Here is an 18672-nt window from a genome sequence, read left to right as displayed (position 1 = left end):
ATGGCGAGGACGCCCTGATATGAAAAAACAGTTGTTCCTGATGGCGGCCGGTGCCGCATTGGTTGCGTCAACGGCCTGTACATCTTCTGGCGGTGGCCAGCGTACGCCGGACGAGTTCCGCGTTGTCACCATGTCTCCGCTGACCGTTCCGCCGAACTACAAGCTGCGTCCGCCTTCTGCAGGTGGTGCCCTGCCACCTGAACTGGATGGCTCACGCACGGAAACCACGGCGGCATTTGGCGCGACGATCGGCCGGAATGCCAGCGCGTCTGAAAAGGCTCTCGTGGCTGCAGCGGGCGCGAACGCGGTTGATCCGATCATTCGCACCCAGGTCGACTATGAAGAGACCAAGACGATCCGCAAATCGACCAGCATTGCGGACCGGATCTTGTTCTGGCGCAGCGATGACGAGGCGGCAGAAGAGATCGCGCTGGACAATGCGACCGGCGGGAACCCCGTCGTGATTGAGCGCTCCAGCGAAGGCCCACGCATCAAGCTGCCGGGAACCTGATAAAATCAGAACCATGCGTCTGAAGAAAACCTGAGAGGAAACAAGCCCATGAAACGGATACTCACCGGGGGGCTTGTCGCGCTCTCGGTTTTCGCCTCCAGCGCCGTTGCGGAAGAAAGCACCTGGTCACCCAGCGTGTTCAGCCTCGACAATGGGATGGAAGTCGTCGTTGTGCCGGACCACCGCGCACCGGTCGTGACGCATATGGTCTGGTACAAGGTTGGCGCCGTGGACGAGGCCGAAGGCAAGTCAGGCATCGCTCACCTCTTCGAACACGTCATGTTCAAGGAAACCGACGACCTTGCGCCGGGTGAGTTCGACGACATCGTCTCGCGCAATGGCGGCGTCAGCAACGCGTTCACCAGCTGGGACTACACGGCCTATTTCGAGCGCGTTGCGAAGCAGCACCTCGGCACGATGATGGCACTCGAAGCCGAGCGCATGACCGATCTGATCATCAATGACGATCCGAACGGTCCGTTCATTTCCGAGCGTGATGTGGTGAAGGAAGAGCGTCGCCAGCGGATCGACAACAATCCCGGCGTCATCCTGCAGGAAATGGTCCTGTCGGAACTCTGGAAGGGCCATCCATACGAGATCACGGTCATCGGCAAGATGGACGAAGTCGCGGCGCTGACCCCGGAAGACGGGATGAGCTTCTACAAGGAGTATTACAGCCCCGAGAATGCGATCCTGGTGGTGGCCGGTGATGTGACACCTGACGAAGTTCGGGCGCTGGCCGAAGAGCATTATGGCGCGATTGAGCCGACTGGAACGGCACACGGTGAACGCAAATGGGCACCGGTTCCGCCGCTGAGCGAGACGAAGGAACTGGTCTATTCCGATCCGAAAGTGCGCCAGCCGAGTTGGAGTCGCTATTATTCCGGCACGTCTGAAACGCGTGATCGAGACCTGTCCTATGCGTTGGATGTTGGCCTGGAAGTGCTGGGCGGCGGCATGACAAGCCGTCTCTACCAGTCGCTTGTGGAAGGTCAGCAGCTCGCGATCAACGCCAACACTTTCGCCTGGACCACGCTGCATGATGAAGGCCCTGTCGTGATCATGGCGAGCCCGGCACCGGGCGTGTCACTGGAGGATCTCGAAGCCGCTGTGATGGCAGAGGTTGAGAAGGTTCTGGCCGAAGGCTTCACGGACGCTGAAGTCGAGCGGGCTCGCAACAAGCTGGCGGCTCAGGCCATTTATGCCCGAGACAGCCAATCCAACATGGCGAATACATTTGGATCAACACTGGCGCTCGGCGGTTCAATTGATGACGTTCTGAACTATCCGGATGCCATGCGGGCCATTACCACGGAGCAGGCAATCGCCGCCGTCCGCGAAGTGTTTGGCGCGGATCGCCACTACATCGAAGCACACCTGCTGCCAGCAGAGGGAGAATTCTGAGATGAAACCTTTTGACCTCATCATCGGTGCTGCCCTCGGACTGGGGGTTGCAGCATGTGCGTCAGTCGAGCTGGCGCAAACGGACGCAGAAATTACGGCGGTTGCACCGCCTGTCGAGGCGAGTGCGGATGACGCAGGCCTGGATGTCGTCGTTCATGAAGGCGATTTTGCCGAGATCCAGCAATTCACGACGCCAGGCGGTGTGTCGGTCTGGTTGGTTTCTGAACCGTCCATTCCGATCCTGTCGGTTGCGATGGCCTGGGAGGGTGGCGAAGCGGCAGACCCGGACGGCCTCGAAGGGCTGGCGGATGCCGTGGCCTATCACATGAACGAAGGCGCGGATGATCTCGATTCGCTGGCGTTCCAGACGCGGATGGAAGAGCTCAATATGAGCTTCGGGTGCAGCGCGTCCAATGAGTGGACATCCTGTTCCGCATCCATGCTGACGGATAATGCCACGGATGCGATGGACCTGGTGGCGATGGCGTTTGAAGCGCCCCGGTTCGATGAAGGCCCATTTGCCAGGTTCGTGCGTGAGCAGGAAGTTTCGCTGAATACGCGCGAAACCAATGCGCGTTATCTCGCGGGCCGGGCAGAGGCTGCAGCGCTTTACCCGGAGCATCCGTATGCGCGAGAAATTTCCGCCGAAAGCGTTGCTGCGCTGACGCCTGAACTCGCAAAGGCGCATATGCGCAAGCTGATGGTGAAGGATCGGCTTATCGTGACGGCAGTTGGCGCTGTCACGCCGGAAGAGTTGGCACCGATGATTGATGCGGTCGCAGCGCCCCTGCCTGAAAGCAGCGACCTGCCGAAAACGCCGAAGATCGCGTTCACGGCTGAGGACAAATTCGACACGATTGTCATTGACCTGCCCCAGCCTCAGAGCCTTGTGCGTTTTCTGGCGCCGGGTCTGGAGCGGGAGCATCCGGACTTCTTTACGGCCTATGTGCTGAACTACACCTATGGTGGCGGTGGATTTGGCAGTCGCCTGATGGAATCGCTTCGTGTCCAGAAGGGGCTAACTTATGGCGTCTATACCGGCCTGTCGTATGATGAGAAGTATCAGAACTGGGGCGGTGGCGGTCAAACGCGGAACGAAAGCGTTGGGGAGTTTGTTGCGGCGCTGAAAGAAGAGACCGCCTTGATCGCAGAGCAAGGCGTTACCGCTGAAGAACTGGCAGATGCCAAGGCGTATCTCACCGGGTCTTATCCGCTGGCGTTTGATTCCAACGCCAAGATTGCGGGCCAGATGATGGGCGTGCGTCAGGATGATCTGGGTGTGGACTATTTCGACCGTCGCAATGCGTTGATCGAGGCAGTGACACTGGAAGACGTAAATCGCGTCGCCGCTGAATATCTGCAGCCAGATCGGCTCAGCTTCATTGTCGTGGGGCAGCCCGAAGGGCTGGAATAGCGATAGCCCGGCCTAGTCCGCAGTCTTTCGGGGTGCGGACAGGCCGGTCGTTGCCGCATCAAACACGCTCTCCCGATTGTATCGATAGAGCTCCGCCGGTCGGCCGCCGGTGCTGGTTTCCATTGCGCCGGTTCCGATAACAAAGCCGGTCTTGTCCAGAGCGCGCCGGAAATTCTGTGTATGCAGGGACAGACCCAGAATCCCCTCAACGGCGCGCTGAAGTGACGACAGTGTGAATTTGTCTGGCATCAATTCGAATACGACTGGACGGTATTTGATCTTGCCGCGCAAACGAGAAATTGCTGTGGCCAGAATACGCCGGTGATCCGAGGCCATTGGCTCGCCGAGGCGGACATCCGGTTCTGGCAGGCCAGCATCGCGCGCGCATTCGATGACAAGCCCGGCCTCATATAGCAATTCGTAACGATCCAGAACGCGCTCCTCAATCCACCGGATTCCATCCAGAGCGAAAGCAGCGCGGGCACGTTCCAACCGACGTTCATTCCCGGCGGCCCACGTCATCAAGCGGGGCGCAATGTGTGCATCGATCAGCGCTGGACGGCCACTGCGATGATCTTCCCACGGAAAATATCGATACCAGGAGTGCCACCGCGCCTCGAAGGAATCATCCGCGGGGCGGGGCTCTGGGGTCAGGGCGAGGTAGCCAACCGAAATGACGCGCGCATTCGGGGCTGAATCTGCCAGAGTGGCTTCGGGGGTTTCGCGATCCTTGTCCCCAAACGTGTAGAGTTGCTCGACATAGCCGAGTTCAAAGCCGGTTTGCTCACGCACCCAGCCCCGCAATGACAGGTCAAACGTGCGATGGCGGTCCGGGTCAAATGCACCAAAGGGCAGGGCGTCTTCGCCCGTCTCGCGCTGGGTGATCAATACGCGGGGGGCGTCGCCTTCGACAGCAACCATCACGGCGGACAGTCCAATGAGCAAAGGCGATGACAGCGGCATCAGGAGGGCTCCAGCAATTTGTTGATCTGTGCGTAGCGCTTCATGAACGCGGCTTGCGCATCTGGAACCGCTTTCGGAGAAAGTTTCAGCTTGGTTCCTTCAGGCGGCTTTCCAAACAAGCGGTTTGCTTCGTCTTCGGAGAAACCCGCCAGTTGAATCGCTTCTGCCCAGGCGCAGATGAGGTCGGCTTTCTTGATCAGGCGCTTCAGCTTCTGTGGAGTAACAGGCCGCAGACCAAAGCGGATGTGGATCGCTTCCTGCAGGCGGGCCTCGATGGTCTTGTAGCTTTCACCCAGTAGCGCCTTGAAGGGCGATATCATGTCGCCAATCACGTATTCAGGACTATCATGAAGTAGCGCCGTCAGGCGTTGCTGCGGTGTCAGGTCAGGTTGAAGGCGGCGGCAGATATCTTCAACCAGAACAGAATGTTCGGCCACTGAGAATGCGTTTTCACCGCGTGTTTGCCCGTTCCATCGGGCAACCCGGGCAAGGCCGTGGGCAATATCTTCGATTTCCACATCCATTGGGGATGGGTCGGCCAGGTCAAGCCGTCGACCCGACAACATGCGTTGCCAGACGCGGGGGGCCTTAACAGATTGCTTCACGCGAGAGGTCATCACCACCTTATTTAAAGCTTTGGAAACACAGGTAAAGAAACGAGGGCATTCCGGTTACGAACTCGTCCCTTTTTGGCCCCAATCGGCAAATGCGCTGTTAAGGCGTTTGGGGCAAAAGGGTCTCATGAACAAGGGCCGCGTTCAGAGATTCGCCGCCTTTCCTGCAAGTGAGGTGACCATGCTGGATTCTTTGACGACTGTTGTATCTTCCCAAACCATTGCGTTCGGGGTCCTGCTCATAGGGTGCAGCATTGTTGTCGTTGAAGCCGTTCGCGCCAGCAAGGAAATCCTCTGGGGCGACATGTTCATGGATGATCTGGACGATTAGTCCGGCCGGGCCTGATTCAGGCCGTTTTCTCCACAAATACGGTTCCGGCGGAATAACCGGCTCCGAAAGAGCAGATCAAACCGCGATCGCCGGGCTTGAAGTCGCCTGAATATTTGTGGAAGGCGATGATGGAACCGGCCGAAGACGTGTTGGCATAGGTGTCCAGCACGGTCGGGCTTTCCTCGTCGGTTGCTTCTCTCCCCAAGACCTTTGACGAGATGAGGCGGTTCATGTTTGCGTTCGCTTGATGCAACCACATGCGGCGCAAATCGGTTGGGGCGATGTTCAGTTCGCCCAGTTGTTCCCCAATCATCGTGGCAACCATTGGCACCACTTCCTTGAACACTTTGCGCCCTTCCTGAACAAACAGCTTGTCTGGCGCGTCAATGCCTTCCGGTGCGGCGCGGTTCAGGAAGCCGAAATTGTTCCGGATATTATTCGAAAACTGCGTCTTCAGCTTGGTGCCGAGAATTTTCCAATGGCCGACCGGCGCTATGCTGACATCTTCCACCAGGACAGCCGTTGCGACGTCGCCGAAGATGAAGTGGCTGTCGCGATCCGTAAAGTTCAGATGCCCCGAGCAGATTTCCGGGTTGACCATGAGGACGGATTTGGCGCTGCCAGAGCGCACGAAGTCTGCTGCGGTCTGGATGCCGAAGGTTGCGGAAGAGCAGGCGACGTTCATGTCGAATGCGAAACCGCCACATCCAAGCGCGTCCTGGATTTCCACGGCCATGGCAGGGTAGGCGCGCTGCATGTTTGAGGCGGCGCAGATCACGGCGTCCACGTCTTCGGGCTTGCGCCCGGCGCGCTCCAGCGCATCTTTGGCGGCCTTCACAGCGATTTCGGCCAGGACCGAAATCTGCTCGTTCGGACGCTCTGCAATACGGGGAGCCATGATGTCCGGATCCAGAACGCCGGTCTTGTCCATCACATAGCGGGATTTGATACCGGACGCCTTTTCGATGAATTCGACCGATGAGTGCGTCTTTGGCTCCAGCAGGCCGGCGGCGATATCTGCTTCCCGCTCGCGGTTCCAGTTGTCGGCCCAAACATTGTAGCTGTCGACCAATTCCTTGTTGGAAATGGAGTTGGGAGGCGTCCAGAGTCCTGTCGCCGAAATGACTGGTGTATTCATGCCTGCCCTCTTTGTCCGATCCGGATAACCCAGACCGTTATCGCATTTTTCTACAATGGTTTGTGTCTGCGGGAAGTTTGGTCAACTTCCGGTGATTTGCAAGTACCGAGGCTGTTTAGTCTTTTGGGGCGCGTAGCCCGGAATCGACCGTTTCCCGAACTGCTTCGCGGGGCAGACCCTGAGCTTCGTTTATGGCCTCGCGTTCTTCCGCCGCTTTCATTCTTTCGGCGTAGGATGCAGCATTTCGCTCCTGCCGCGCTTCAAGCAGCGCGATCTCTGTTTCTATGCACCGGTCTCGCGTGTCAGGATCAGGGGCTGTCCGGCAGCGGCTCCAGGCTTCGGCGCGGTTTGCCTTGTCCATTGAAGACGTTGCGCAGCCAGCGAGAAATGGCACCGCGACCAGAAGGGCAGCGGCAATCATTGAGGCTTTCATCAATCACATCTCCTGAACGGCCTTGTGTCGGGGACAGGATACATCATGGTCATTGACCATGCCAACTGCCTGAGCCCATGCATAAACGATCGTTGGGCCCACGAATTTGAACCCACGTTTCTTGAGATCCTTCGACATTGCAGCGGACCAGTCGGTGTGAGTGGGCGCATCGCGGAAATGTTTCCACTGGTTCACGATGGGCTGGCCGCCCACAATTTGCCAGCAATAGTCGGAAAAGCTGTCACCTGATTCTTCCATCGCAAGGAATGCCTGAGCATTGCCGATCACCGCGTCGACCTTTTTGGGGCTCCGGATGATGCCGGGGTTTTTCAGCGCTTTGGCTGCGCGGGCGGGCGTCCAGCGGGCGAGCTTTTCGGGGTCGAAGTTGTCGAACTCTTCGCGGATGCTGTCGCGCTTGCGCAATATGGTGATCCAGGCCAGTCCGGCCTGCATGCCGTCCAGTTGCAGTTTCTCCCAGAGCGCGCGTCCATCGCGCTCCGGCACGCCCCATTCGGTATCATGATAGGTCCGATAGAGCTCGTCTGACGGCGGGGCCCATGCGCAGGGATATGTGTCACTCACCGGCTGGCTCCGCGATGTGACTGTCCACCTCCGCGCGTTGCCATTCCGTGAGCTCGAACGTCACAGATGCGCCGTTGCAGGTGAACGTCAGTCCATCCTGCTCAGCCTTGGCAAGCCGGTCCGTGCGGATCAGAGCGAGTCCAACTGATCCGGCCACGCTGGTGAGACTGCCTATGGGGGTGCCTGCGACGATGTCTGCGCCCGCTTCCAGGGCCTCACCCGTCACCTTCACGGTGCGCTTGCGAATCTTGCCCTTGCGCTTCATGCGGCTGGCGACTTCCTGACCGACGAAACAGCCTTTCTTGTAGTCGATACCCGACATCATATCCATGTTGATGTCAGTCGGGAAAACTTCCGCTGCGCGATAGTCTGAGCCCCATTCCGGAACGCCGGCTGCGATCCGGGCGGCATGCCATTCCTGTTCGGGCATATCGATTCCAGAGACACCCGACGGCGTGATTGCGCGATGCGGCATTTGCGGCGACCTGACGTCCACCCAACTCCCTTCGGTCACGACATCATCGGTCAGCCGTTCAATCGTCACATCATTGCGCATTCTGAACATTTTCAGGCGCTTTTCGAGGTCATCCGCCGCGTCGACGTGAACATCCAGATAGATGTTTTCCAAGGCCAGCATGGCCAGGTAATCGGCGATCACCTTTCCTTGCGGCGTCAATAACGCGCCATAGCGTATCTCACCCGTCTGCCAATTGTCGACGGAGTGTGTGACAGTGCGGCCCAGCAGGTGAAGCATGTCAGGGCCGGTCAGGCGAATGATCGCGCGATGGGGGAGAATGCGTTTCATCTGCCTGTTGTAAGTATGGCAAGGTGGCTTCTCAAGTCCGACGTTCCATTCAAGGCTCGGGAAAACCACACTTGACTTAGGCCGCGCGGAGTCACACCCCATTTGCCATGACCTATGATCTGATCCTGAAAGGCGGCACCGTCGTTTCTCCCGGCGGCATGGCGCAAACCGACATCGGCGTGAAGGGCGAGCGTATTGCCCATATCGGCGACCTGACCGGCGTTGATGCCGGAGAAATCTATGACGCAACCGGCCTGCACATTCTGCCCGGTGTGATCGACAGCCAGGTTCACTTCAGGGAACCGGGACTGGAGCACAAGGCCGACCTCGAAACAGAAGCTCGCTCTGCCGCGCTGGGCGGCGTCGTGGCCGTGTTCGAGATGCCGAACACAAACCCGTCCACGATCACGCCCGATGCGTTGACTGACAAGCTGGCCCGCGCGAAGGGCCGGATGGATACCGATCATGCGTTCTATGCTGGCGCGACACATGACAACACAGATGTGTTGCCAGAGATGGAGCAGATGCTCGGTTGTTGCGGTGTGAAAGTCTTCATGGGCGCGTCGACCGGAGATTTGCTGATCCAGGACGATGAAGGCGTTGAAGCTGTGCTGCGCGCTATCAAGCGTCGCGCCGCATTCCACTCGGAAGACGAGTATCGACTCGAGGAACGCCGCAGCCTGGCCGTGCAGGGGGATTGGCAAAGTCATATTGTGGTTCGCGATGTTGAGGCCGCTGTCAGTTCTACGCGCCGCTTGTTGCGCCTTGCCCGCAAGACCGGAAAACGCATCCACGTGCTGCATATCTCCACCGTTGAGGAAATGGAGTTGCTGCGCGATGCGAAGGATCTGGCCAGTGTGGAAGTCCTTCCGAACCACCTCACGCTGGCTGCGCCCGACTGTTATGAGCGCCTCAAAGGCTTTGCCCAGCAAAATCCGCCCGTGCGCGAACAACGCCATCAGGACGCCCTCTGGCGGGCGCTGAATGCCGGGATCGTGGATGTACTCGCGACCGATCACGCGCCACATACGCGTGAGGAGAAGGAGCGCCCCTATCCCGCCTCACCATCCGGCATGCCGGGCGTGCAGACGCTCGTGCCGGTGATGCTGACCCATGTGAACAACGGAAAGCTCAGTCTTCAGCGTTTCGTCGAATTGACGAGCGCGGGGCCGCAGCGTGTCTTCGGGCTCGCAGACAAGGGCCGTATCGCGGAAGGCTATCATGCGGACTTCACGGTGGTAGACCTGAAGCGCAAGGAAACCATCACGCATGACTGGACGAAGTCCAAATGCGGATGGACACCCTATGATGGTTTCGAGGCGACAGGGTGGCCCGTTGCAACCATCATTCGCGGCGGGTTCGTCATGCGCGACGGTGAGATCGTGAAGAAAGGCGGCGGTCAACCGGTCCGCTTCAACGAGACACTGGAGCCGATCAGCTGAACCTGGTGTGGGTGGAGCGGGGCGCATGAAGAAAGAGCGCAAGGGCCTGAACCGGATTCTATTCTGGCTGTATGAGGGCACAGGCAGGTGGCCGTTCCTGTTCCGCTGGGCCATGCTGGCGTTTGATTTCATCACGATCGGCTATTTCCTGTGGGCCCCGTTTGATCAACGGGACCGCGCGCATTTTGCAATCGACTACGTGATTGGCGGCGTGATCCTCGCGGATCTGCTGGCGCGGTTTTACATTGCGCGGCACCGATGGAACTTTGTCATCCGGCCCATAAACATTGCGGATCTTGTCGTCGTGGTGACCATGTTTGCACCGCTGCTTGTGTCGAACTTCGCGTTTCTACGCGTGTTGCGTGCGGTGCGCGCCATCAGGGCCTTTACATTTATCAAGCGCGTGAAGGTTCTGACGCCCTTTTTCCAGCGGCATGAGCGGATCATCGACAAAGTGACCAATCTGGTCGTGTTTGTCTTCATCATGGCTGCCCTGGTTTACTCCACGCAGGTCGGGATCAATGATGGCATACACACCTATATCGATGCGCTCTATTTCACGGTGACCAGCCTGACGACGACCGGATATGGTGATGTCTTGATGGTAGGCCCCGGTGGGCGGTTGCTCTCCATCATCGTTATGGTGCTCGGCCTGACCCTATTCTTGCAATTGCTGCGAACCATTGTGGAGCCGCGCGACAAGGTGGAGCAGGAGTGCGAAGAGTGCGGTCTGCGCTTTCATGAACGTGACGCGGTGCATTGCAAGCATTGCGGAGAAGTGATCCATATTCCGACACCGGGGTTTGAATAACCGGAAAGATAAAAACATACGGGAAGAAACGCTCACATCATGCCAGATACGTCGGACATACCCTTCCGCGAAGTTCCTTACCTTCCTCAAAAGCTAAACGTAGACCGCAGACCGGATGGCACGATCTATCTGGATAATGGTCAGCCGCTGAAGGCCTGTCCGTCGCACATGCTGGCGCCACTGGTGCATTGGGCAGAACATCGCCCGGATACGGTCTGGCTGGCTGAACGCGACCCGGAGAATCCGGCTGCGGAAGGCTGGACCACGCTGACTTATGCTGCCGGGCTCGACTCGGTGCGCCGTCTTGCTCAGGGGTTTCTGGATGCCGGCGCCGGGCAAGATGCGCCGCTGATGATCCTGTCACGCAACTCTATCGCCAACGCGCTGGTGATGTATGCCGCGATGTGGGGCGGCAGCCCGGCTGTACCCGTGACCCCAGCTTATGCGCTGCTCAGCGAAGACCTGGGGCGCCTCAAATACATTGATGGCCTGACGCAGCCCAAATTCATCTATGTCGAGGATGGCGCAGACTATCAGCGCGCTTTGGACGGGCTGGATCTTCAGGGGCGGCTGGTCATCTATAGCGGACGTGCACCAGAGCGCTGTGATGCAGTCCGGCTGGAGCAGTTCATGCGCGCGCCAACCGAGGCTGTGCAAGCGGCGTATGACCGGCTGACTCCGGACACGGTCGCGAAGTACATGATGACGTCCGGCTCCACCGGAGAACCGAAAGCCGTCATTAACCTGCAAGGCATGGTGTCGTCCAATGCCCGCATGATCCGATCGGTCTGGGATGAAGAACGTCTGGACGAGATGACCGGCGGGCCTCAGGTGATGTGCAACTTCCTGCCGTGGAGCCATACTTACGGCGCGCATTCCATCCTGCACAATATGCTCGATTGGGGTGGGACGCTCTACATTGACCAGGGCGCGCCGACGCCCGCCCGCCTGCCAGAAATGTTACGAAATCTGAAAGAGGTTTCCACAACCCAGCATACGACTGTCCCCGCAGCGTGGGCGGCGCTGGCCACCGAGTTGGAGCGTGATGATCAGCTGGCGGAGGTGTTTTTCAGGCGTCTCGTCTGCATGGCCTATGGTGGCGCATCCATGGGGCAAGACATTTATGAGCGCATTCAGGCGGTTGCTGTGCGTATCACCGGCGAGCGCATTTCCCTGTCTGCCGGGTATGGTGCAACCGAGACGGCACCGACTGCGTCAAACGTGCATTGGCCGAATGACCGGATGGGCCTGATTGGTCTGCCTCTGCCGGGCAACACGTTCAAGATGGTGCCGAATGCGGAAAAGATGGAATTGCGCGTAAAAGGCGTGAATGTCACGCCGGGCTATTTCCGCAATGAGGAGAAGACAAAGGAGGCGTTTGACGAAGAAGGCTTCTACAAGCTTGGTGATGCGGTGAAGTTTGTAGACCCGGATGCGCCAGAGCGCGGGCTTGCGTTTGACGGCCGCACCGCCGAGGAGTTCAAGCTGGCAAACGGCACATGGGTGTCTGCGGGAACTGTGCGTGTACAGGCCGTTGCAGCGACAGGTGGCGCGCTGTCTGATGCAGTCGTTTGTGGCCTGAATCAGAATGACATCCGGCTTCTGGGTTTTGTGAATGAAGCATGGTGCAAGCGGCTTGTCGGCGATGACCTGCCGATAGAAGAGCTGATCCGGCACCCAGCAGTGCATGAAAAAATCAGCGCGGGACTGGCGGTGCACAACAAGGCACATCCAAATGTTTCGGCACGCGTAGCGCGGGTCCTGTTGCAGGCTACCGCTCCGCTGGCGGATAATGGAGAGATCACGGAGAAAGGATACATCAACCAGTCCCGTACGCAGGCCTTGCGGCAAGACCAGGTGGATATTCTCTATAAGGATACGGGCGACCTGCCTGACAATCTTCTGATCCTTTAACCAGCTCAAACCAGACAAAACAAAAAGGGATACCGGATGACTGAACAGCCAATACAAACCATGACGGGTGCGGAAGCGCTTGTTTCCACGCTGGCCGATCATGGGGTGACCGCCTGCTTTGCCAATCCGGGCACATCGGAGATGCACCTTGTTACTGCGTTGGATCATGAGCCACGTATTAAGTCGACGCTCTGCCTGTTTGAGGGTGTGGCAACAGGGGCGGCCGATGGTCATGCGCGTGTAACGGGCGCCCCGGCCATGACGCTGTTGCACCTCGGCGCTGGGTATCTGAATGGTGGTGCCAATATCCACAATGCACGCCGGGCCTGGACGCCGATGGTCAATGTGATCGGAGACCATGCCGTTCCACACCAGCGCTTTGACGCCCCGCTGGCGTCTGATGTGGTTGGAATGGCGGGGCCGAATTCCCGTTGGATCAAATCGGCTGATACGGTTGCGCAGGCGGGCGAACTTGCCGCGCAAGCCTGGGAAGCGAGCTTCGGACCAGAGCCCGGCCCTGTGTCACTGATCCTGCCTGCTGACACGGCTTGGCTGGAAGGTGGCAAGCCGGGCGCCACACGTGCACGGCCATCCTTGCGGGCACCAGATCCGGCGCGCATCGATGCCGCCGCCGCGGCGGTGAAATCCGCCAGCAAGCCCGTGATCATCATAAACGGCACAGCCTTGACCGAGGCAGGCCTGGCGCAGGCAGCGCGGGTAAAGGCGGCCGGAATCCGTGTGCTCACCGACACCTTCTTCCCGCGTCAGGCGCGTGGGGCCGGTCGCTTCGTGCCGGACCGGATGCAATACTTTGCCGAAGGCGCAATGGCGGATCTGGAAGGTTCGGATCTGATGTTGATTGCTGGCACGCAAGTGCCTGTGGCGTTTTTCGCGTATCCGGGCAAGCCGAGTGTTCTCGTCCCTGAAGGCTGCGCACCGATGATGATTGGCGGGCCGGATACCGATAGCGCCGCGATCCTGGCAGCCTTGGCGGACGCACTCGGTGCAAAAGAGGTGGCCCCTGCCGCAGAGCTTGATGTGCCGGGTGCGCCGACTGGTGCACTCAACGCGGCTGCCATCGGTGCGTCCATTGCGCGTCACATGCCGGAAGGGTGTTTCGTTTCGGACGATGGCGTTTCCAATGGACTGCCGAGCTTTCTGATGACGCAGCGTGCTCGCCCGCACGACTGGATGATGCTGACCGGTGGTGCCATCGGCCAAGGAATGCCGCTCGCGTTGGGCGCATCACTTGCCGTGCCTGACCGCAAGACCCTTTGCATCACCGGTGACGGCGCAGGCATGTATACTAATCAGGCGCTGTGGAGCATGGCACGGGAGGGCGCGAACGTGGTCAATGTCGTGTTCGTCAACCATTCCTACCGCATTCTGAACATCGAACTTGCGCGGACTGGCGCGGGCAATCCCGGCCCGGCGGCTCAGGAACTGCTTGGCCTTGGCCATCCGGAGATTGATTGGGTGAAACTGTCAGAAGCCCAAGGCGTACCGGCGGCGAATGCGACAACAGCTGAAGAGTTTGACGTGGCGCTTGAGCGCGCCTTTGCAGCTGATGGGCCGCGCCTGATCGCTGCGCATGTTCCAGCGCGCTAGACGTAAAAAGGGCGATACAACCGCCGGTCGTATCGCCCATTCTTCAAGTGCTCAGATGAGATTTAGTAGCGTGCCGAGAAACGAACGCCGTAGGTCTCCGGTGCGCCATAGAGCGACACTTCATCACCTGCAAACGGAATGATGCTGACGCGATAAAGCTCATCAGAGATGTTCTTGCCCCAGATCGTTGCCGTCCAGCGGCCATCGGCAGCTGCGATGCCAATACGGCCGTTGAGGAGGCCGTAGCCTGGTTCTTCATTGTGATTGTCCGGGCCCCAGAACATCTGGTCCTGATAGGAGTAGTTCAGGGCCGCAATGAAGTTCAGATTGTCTGTCAGACGGTGATCAATGTCCGCGCCAATCGTGTACTGGAAGTCAGGCGTTCTCTGAAGCTGGTTTCCGCTGTAGTCGATGCCGCGCAGAGGGTCGATATAGTCTTTGTACTCTGTGTCGAGGAAGGATCCGGCCGCGAAGAGCGTCAGCCATTCCGTCGGCAGGACACGTACTTCATACTCGACACCCTTGATCGCAGCGTCGGCGGCGTTGGCCACGACAAGCGTCAGATTGACATCGTCAAGCAATTCCACCTGGAGGTCGGTGAAGTCCGTGTAGAATGCAGCAAGGTTGGTGCGTAGGCGGTTGTTGAACCATTCGGCCTTCAGACCAATCTCGTATGTAGATGCCGATTCCGGATCATAGGGTGTGGCCGCTGCAACAGCGTTTGCCGTCGCACCCTGCCATCCGCCGCCTTTGTAGCCGCTGGCGTACGAAGCGTAGATGAGCGCGTCTTCGGTCGGGGTCCAGTTCACCGCCACTTTAGGTGTGAACTCAGACCATTCCTCACTTTGCACGACATCATATTCTTCCTGTAGCGGGGCTGGAGACAGGATGTCGCCCGGCAGGCCGTAGTCCAGAATCACCGCGCGCGTGTCGAGATCTTTCTTGTCGTGCGTAAAGCGGCCGCCAATAGCAAGCGTCACGTCAGGCGTGATATCGTACTCGACTTCACCAAAGGCTGCGTAGCTGGCCGTGTCGCTGTAGCCGAGATAGATGTTGTCGCCATCAAGGGAGTCCCGCGTGCCGCCTGGGCCGCCCGGCAGGAAGGATGTGGCTGTGTTCCGGGAAACGCGTTTCACGTTTTCATCGAGATAGTAGAGACCTGCCACCCAACGGAATGCGTTGTCCTGCGAAGATGCGAGGCGAAGTTCTTGCGTGACGCCTTGGTACAGTTCGTGCTGGGTCAGCGTACTATCCGTGATGGATGGCGGGGACGCCGCACCGGCTTGGGTCCAGCGGCCATCGCCTTGTCCATAGCGGTAGGCGGCCAGATAGACGAGCGACATTTCGCCGATGTCCCATTCGACACGGCCAGTCAGGCCAGCCGTATCGCGGTCAGCGTACTGATCATAGGGGGAAACGTTGACGCGTGGATCTTCCGGAATGTTCGGCGTGATGAAGCCAAAGCCGGGTGTTTTCGGATCGTCGACCGCGTGACGGGACGGGCCGCCGGCGCGATCCTGACTGTAATCTGCGACAACGGACACGAATACTGTATCCGACGCATCCCAATTCAGCGAAAGGCGTCCGGCTGTGGAGTCCTTGTCTTCAAGGTCTTGGCCAGTGACGATATTCTTCGCGTAGCCATCATGGGTTTCGCGGAACAGGGCGAGGCGCGCGGAGACCGTGTCAGTCACCGGACCTGTGACAAAGCCTTCGGCGAGGACACTGGAATAGTTGCCGATTGATACGGAACCACCCGCGTCAAACTCATCCTGCGGCGCGGCCGTGATAAGGTTGATGGCACCGCCGACAATGTTCTTGCCGAAAAGAGTGCCTTGCGGTCCGCGCAGAACTTCTACGCGGGACAGGTCGAAGATGGGAGGCGTGGCAGAGCCGCGACGACCGACATAAACTTCGTTGAGAAATGTGCCGATTGATGGGTCAGCCGTAGCGCCATTCAGGCGAACGGATCCAACGCCCCGGATGAACATCTCCGATTCCATGCTGTTCTGAGACTGGAACGTGAAGCTCGGAACTTGGAGTGCGATCTCGGAAAGGTCCGTAATCTGTTCATCGCGAAGCTGGTCTCCACCAATACCGGTCACGGCGATCGGAACATCCTGCAGGCTCTCTTCGCGTTTACGCGCGGTGATGACCAATTCGTCCAGCATGAGTTGGCCCGACTCGGATGCTGTGGTGGTGTCTTCCTGTGCCCAACTGGCGGCGGGCATGAACATGCCAATGGCTGCCGAAGCGACGGCTGAATAAAGCACGCCTTTGGTCAAACGCGTTTGCGCCATAACTTACTTCCTCCCGATTTCTATCTGTAAGTTTTATTAAGCAAGCTTCTCAATCGGGCTGTGTTTCTTGTCAAGCCTGCTGTTATTGCAATATGGGGGCGTGCCGCGACGGAAATGGATTGCATAACCATTCCTTGTTGGCGCATCGGCTAAAATCGGTGAGCGTGGGACCGGAGGAGCGACGCGAGGTGGCACGTCGCGAACACCAGCATCATCTCTATCTGCGAAGCAAAGTATATGCGATGAATTGTACCGTCAGAGCAGGGGCTCTGGCGTCGTCATGAATCGCGATATCGCTAACAGGAGGCCGGGTGTTATTGTCTGCCGCGTTCGAGGTCTTCCTCGATCTTGATCTCGACAGGCTCACCAATCAGGCGATGACGATAGACCTGTGTGTTCTCAAGGACACGCTGGACATAATTCCGGGTTTCCGAGAACGGGATGAACTCAACCCAGTCAATCGGATCGACTTGGCCCGTACGCGGATCACCATAATCCTTGATCCACTGGCGCGGACGGCTAGGTCCGGCATTGTAGGCCGCTGCGGTCATGATGTAGCTGCCATTGAACCGGGAGAGCAGCGTATCGAGATGCTGTCCGCCCAGCGTCATGTTGTAACCCGGATCATCCGTCAGCCAGGATGTACGATAGGGCAAGCCGCGCAAACGAGCCTCGTTGCGGGCGGTTGCCGGCATGAACTGCATCAAACCGCGCGCGCCAACATGGCTGATCGCATTGGGGTTCATCTCGCTTTCCTGTCGAGACAGGGCGAGCATTAGCGGGCGCTCCACTTGTGGCTCTCGCAGCAAGGGATAGGCAACGACCGGATAGGCGGCATCTGTCGAGACGATGCCTTTGGCAAGTCCGGCTTTTGCGCCACGAACGCCGACATCGGGCACCTGGTACTCCGTCGCAAGACGGGCTAGCAGCAGGTATTCCGCTTCCGTTTCCAGCAGATCGTCCAGATGGTATGCGAACTCGCGGAAGAGGCGCTCCTCTCCGCTTTCACCGAGCAGGCGAAGGGCTGCAACCATGGGGCGTGACTCGAACGCTTCGATCTCTTCAGCTGTCGGCTCGGTGGTTTTGGGGAAGGAGAGCTTCTTGTCCTCAAGACGTTCCGCAGCCAGCTGACCGTAATAAGTGAATTTATGTTCTGCCGCCGCTGTGTAGTCGGTTCGCGCAGCATCAGACTGACCAAGCGCATCCCGTGCCCGGCCTGCCCAATATTTGCCACGGGCGACGCTGATCGGGGTCGACACGCCATCGGCCATCGTTTCGAAATGCTGCAAGCTGCGATCGGCATCATTGTTGAGGCGCAGGGCAATCCAGCCGGAGACCCATTCGGCTTCAGCAAAGTCACCGCCGCTATACATGCCATGAGGTGAGGCGAGCTGATATGCGCGGGACCAGTTGCCGTCCTTCAGATCAGTGCGGATGGCGATGTTGCGCTCGTCCCAAAGCCGGGAGCGGCCAGCTTCGGGAACCTCATTCCCATCAATGCCTGTCAGCAGCGGGGTTGCTACGTCCTGATTGCGCAACTTCTGGCGACGCCACTTGGCACGCTCATAAAGAAGGCCGGGATTGTCCTGCAGGTGGGACGGCACGGCATCGACCAGCGCATCCACATTACGGGAGCGGGCCGCCAGACCGATGCGGGCATCAACCAGCTTTCGATAGTCGTTTGTCAGCAGGTATTTCAGGTTTGATGCGGCCGTGCGCTGATTGGTCCAGAGCAGGAATTCCACGCGCGCACGGTGGTCGTCCTGTGTAAGTTGTTTGCCGTACGTGGCCAGCACTTCGCGCTCCACCGCGCGCTCCAGGGAATTGTTGTGCCAGGCGTCGCGGACGGCTTCCAGCGCCTTGCCCGGCTCACCAATGGCGCGCCAACTGTCGGCAAGGGCGATTTTGCCTGCGCCCGTGATTGGGCCGGACTCGGTCAGCCAGTCGATGCGTTCCTTGTGGCTGTAGGAAGATTCGCTGATGATCTCCTCGGCCCGGCGCCGCATGGATGTGCGTTTCGGCCAGTCTTCGAGTTTGTCGAGCGCAAAGGATACTTCCGAAAAATTCATGCCAGGCACGCCGCGGCTCGCCCGGATCCACATGATGAGGTTCCGAACATCCGCGTCAGAGGCCTGTGTCTGCAAATGTGCTACCGCGGGCCAATCGTATCCATCGGCCGCGCGCAATGCCTTGTGCAGGATTTCGGCATTCCGGGTGTCCGTGACCGACGACACGTAAGGACGGTCAGGTTTCAGGCTGGGGGTCTCCGGCACCGCAGCCGCCGCAGCGGCCTGGGACAGGGCGGCAAGTGAGGCAATAATGGCAACAGGTCGCATCATGAAACGGCTCAGCAGAGTTTATTTCTTGGCCAAAGCGTGAGAAGGCATTGGCGATTTATATTC

16 protein-coding genes are annotated in these 18672 nt (G+C 58.8%); 8 read left to right on the top strand and 8 right to left on the bottom strand.

Going from position 1 to position 18672, the window contains the following annotated elements; translation table 11 throughout:
- Positions 1-19 precede the first annotated feature (19 nt).
- The 3 genes from HF931_RS16085 to HF931_RS16075 are packed head-to-tail and all read left to right on the top strand — an operon-like array spanning position 20 to position 3329.
- On the top strand, positions 20-511 hold the full coding sequence (locus HF931_RS16085) for a DUF3035 domain-containing protein (RefSeq protein ID WP_035552938.1): 492 nt from the start codon (positions 20-22) through the stop codon (positions 509-511).
- A gap of 48 nt (positions 512-559) precedes the next feature.
- Entirely contained in the window at positions 560-1915 is a 1356-nt protein-coding gene (locus HF931_RS16080) for a M16 family metallopeptidase (protein WP_273241086.1), read from the top strand.
- A gap of 1 nt (position 1916) precedes the next feature.
- Positions 1917-3329, top strand: a complete 1413-nt coding sequence (locus HF931_RS16075) for a M16 family metallopeptidase (RefSeq protein ID WP_273241085.1) — start codon at positions 1917-1919, stop codon at positions 3327-3329.
- Between the two features lie 12 nt (positions 3330-3341).
- On the opposite strand, the gene HF931_RS16070 is transcribed toward HF931_RS16075, so the two are convergent.
- Together HF931_RS16070 and HF931_RS16065 are read right to left on the bottom strand one after the other, a co-directional pair.
- On the bottom strand, positions 3342-4292 hold the full coding sequence (locus HF931_RS16070) for an NUDIX hydrolase (protein WP_051602748.1): 951 nt from the start codon (positions 4290-4292) through the stop codon (positions 3342-3344).
- Positions 4292-4909: an HD family hydrolase gene (locus tag HF931_RS16065; protein ID WP_273241083.1), complete on the bottom strand. Its 618-nt coding sequence runs from the start codon at positions 4907-4909 to the stop codon at positions 4292-4294. The genes HF931_RS16070 and HF931_RS16065 overlap by 1 nt, the downstream gene beginning before the upstream one ends.
- 178 nt (positions 4910-5087) lie before the next feature.
- Here HF931_RS16065 and HF931_RS16060 point away from each other — a divergent pair, with 178 nt between their 5' ends.
- Positions 5088-5237 carry a hypothetical protein gene (locus HF931_RS16060; RefSeq protein WP_162175989.1) on the top strand — a complete coding sequence of 50 codons (150 nt, stop codon included), beginning with the start codon at positions 5088-5090 and terminating at the stop codon, positions 5235-5237.
- A gap of 16 nt (positions 5238-5253) precedes the next feature.
- Here the strand turns inward: HF931_RS16060 and HF931_RS16055 are convergent, their stop codons facing one another.
- From HF931_RS16055 to ygfZ, 4 genes are all read right to left on the bottom strand, one after another.
- Positions 5254-6375 (bottom strand): beta-ketoacyl-ACP synthase III, encoded by a 1122-nt coding sequence (locus HF931_RS16055; RefSeq protein ID WP_035552954.1) that lies wholly within the window; start codon positions 6373-6375, stop codon positions 5254-5256.
- A 115-nt stretch (positions 6376-6490) separates the two neighbouring features.
- Positions 6491-6808 (bottom strand): hypothetical protein, encoded by a 318-nt coding sequence (locus tag HF931_RS16050; protein ID WP_273011459.1) that lies wholly within the window; start codon positions 6806-6808, stop codon positions 6491-6493.
- A 3-nt stretch (positions 6809-6811) separates the two neighbouring features.
- Entirely contained in the window at positions 6812-7390 is a 579-nt protein-coding gene (locus tag HF931_RS16045) for a DNA-3-methyladenine glycosylase I (RefSeq protein WP_081806179.1), read from the bottom strand.
- Complete coding sequence (ygfZ, locus tag HF931_RS16040) at positions 7383-8195, bottom strand: CAF17-like 4Fe-4S cluster assembly/insertion protein YgfZ (RefSeq protein ID WP_273241081.1); 813 nt, start codon at positions 8193-8195, stop codon at positions 7383-7385. Before ygfZ ends, HF931_RS16045 begins: the two co-directional genes overlap by 8 nt.
- 107 nt (positions 8196-8302) lie before the next feature.
- On the opposite strand from ygfZ, the gene HF931_RS16035 reads away from it, so the two are divergent.
- Genes HF931_RS16035 through HF931_RS16020 form a run of 4 tightly spaced genes read left to right on the top strand, consistent with a single transcriptional unit; the run spans position 8303 to position 13970 of the window.
- Entirely contained in the window at positions 8303-9637 is a 1335-nt protein-coding gene (locus HF931_RS16035) for a dihydroorotase (protein ID WP_273241079.1), read from the top strand.
- 25 nt (positions 9638-9662) lie between these two features.
- Entirely contained in the window at positions 9663-10448 is a 786-nt protein-coding gene (locus HF931_RS16030) for an ion transporter (protein ID WP_035552965.1), read from the top strand.
- A 39-nt stretch (positions 10449-10487) separates the two neighbouring features.
- A complete protein-coding gene (locus HF931_RS16025) occupies positions 10488-12362 on the top strand; it encodes a feruloyl-CoA synthase (RefSeq protein WP_273241077.1) in 1875 nt (624 codons plus the stop codon).
- Positions 12363-12422: 60 nt separating this feature from the next.
- Entirely contained in the window at positions 12423-13970 is a 1548-nt protein-coding gene (locus HF931_RS16020; RefSeq protein WP_420537747.1) for an acetolactate synthase large subunit, read from the top strand.
- Positions 13971-14032: 62 nt separating this feature from the next.
- Here HF931_RS16020 and HF931_RS16015 read toward each other — a convergent pair whose 3' ends face one another.
- Both HF931_RS16015 and HF931_RS16010 read right to left on the bottom strand, forming a co-directional pair.
- Entirely contained in the window at positions 14033-16270 is a 2238-nt protein-coding gene (locus HF931_RS16015) for a TonB-dependent receptor (RefSeq protein WP_273241073.1), read from the bottom strand.
- Positions 16271-16584: 314 nt separating this feature from the next.
- Complete coding sequence (locus HF931_RS16010) at positions 16585-18609, bottom strand: lytic transglycosylase domain-containing protein (RefSeq protein ID WP_273241072.1); 2025 nt, start codon at positions 18607-18609, stop codon at positions 16585-16587.
- Positions 18610-18672: the final 63 nt, after the last annotated feature.

Source organism: Hyphomonas atlantica corrig., from assembly GCF_017795365.1.
Taxonomy (GTDB): domain Bacteria; phylum Pseudomonadota; class Alphaproteobacteria; order Caulobacterales; family Hyphomonadaceae; genus Hyphomonas; species Hyphomonas atlantica.
The sequence above is the reverse complement of the archived record's forward strand: the minus strand, read 5'-3'. Positions and strand labels throughout refer to the sequence as shown.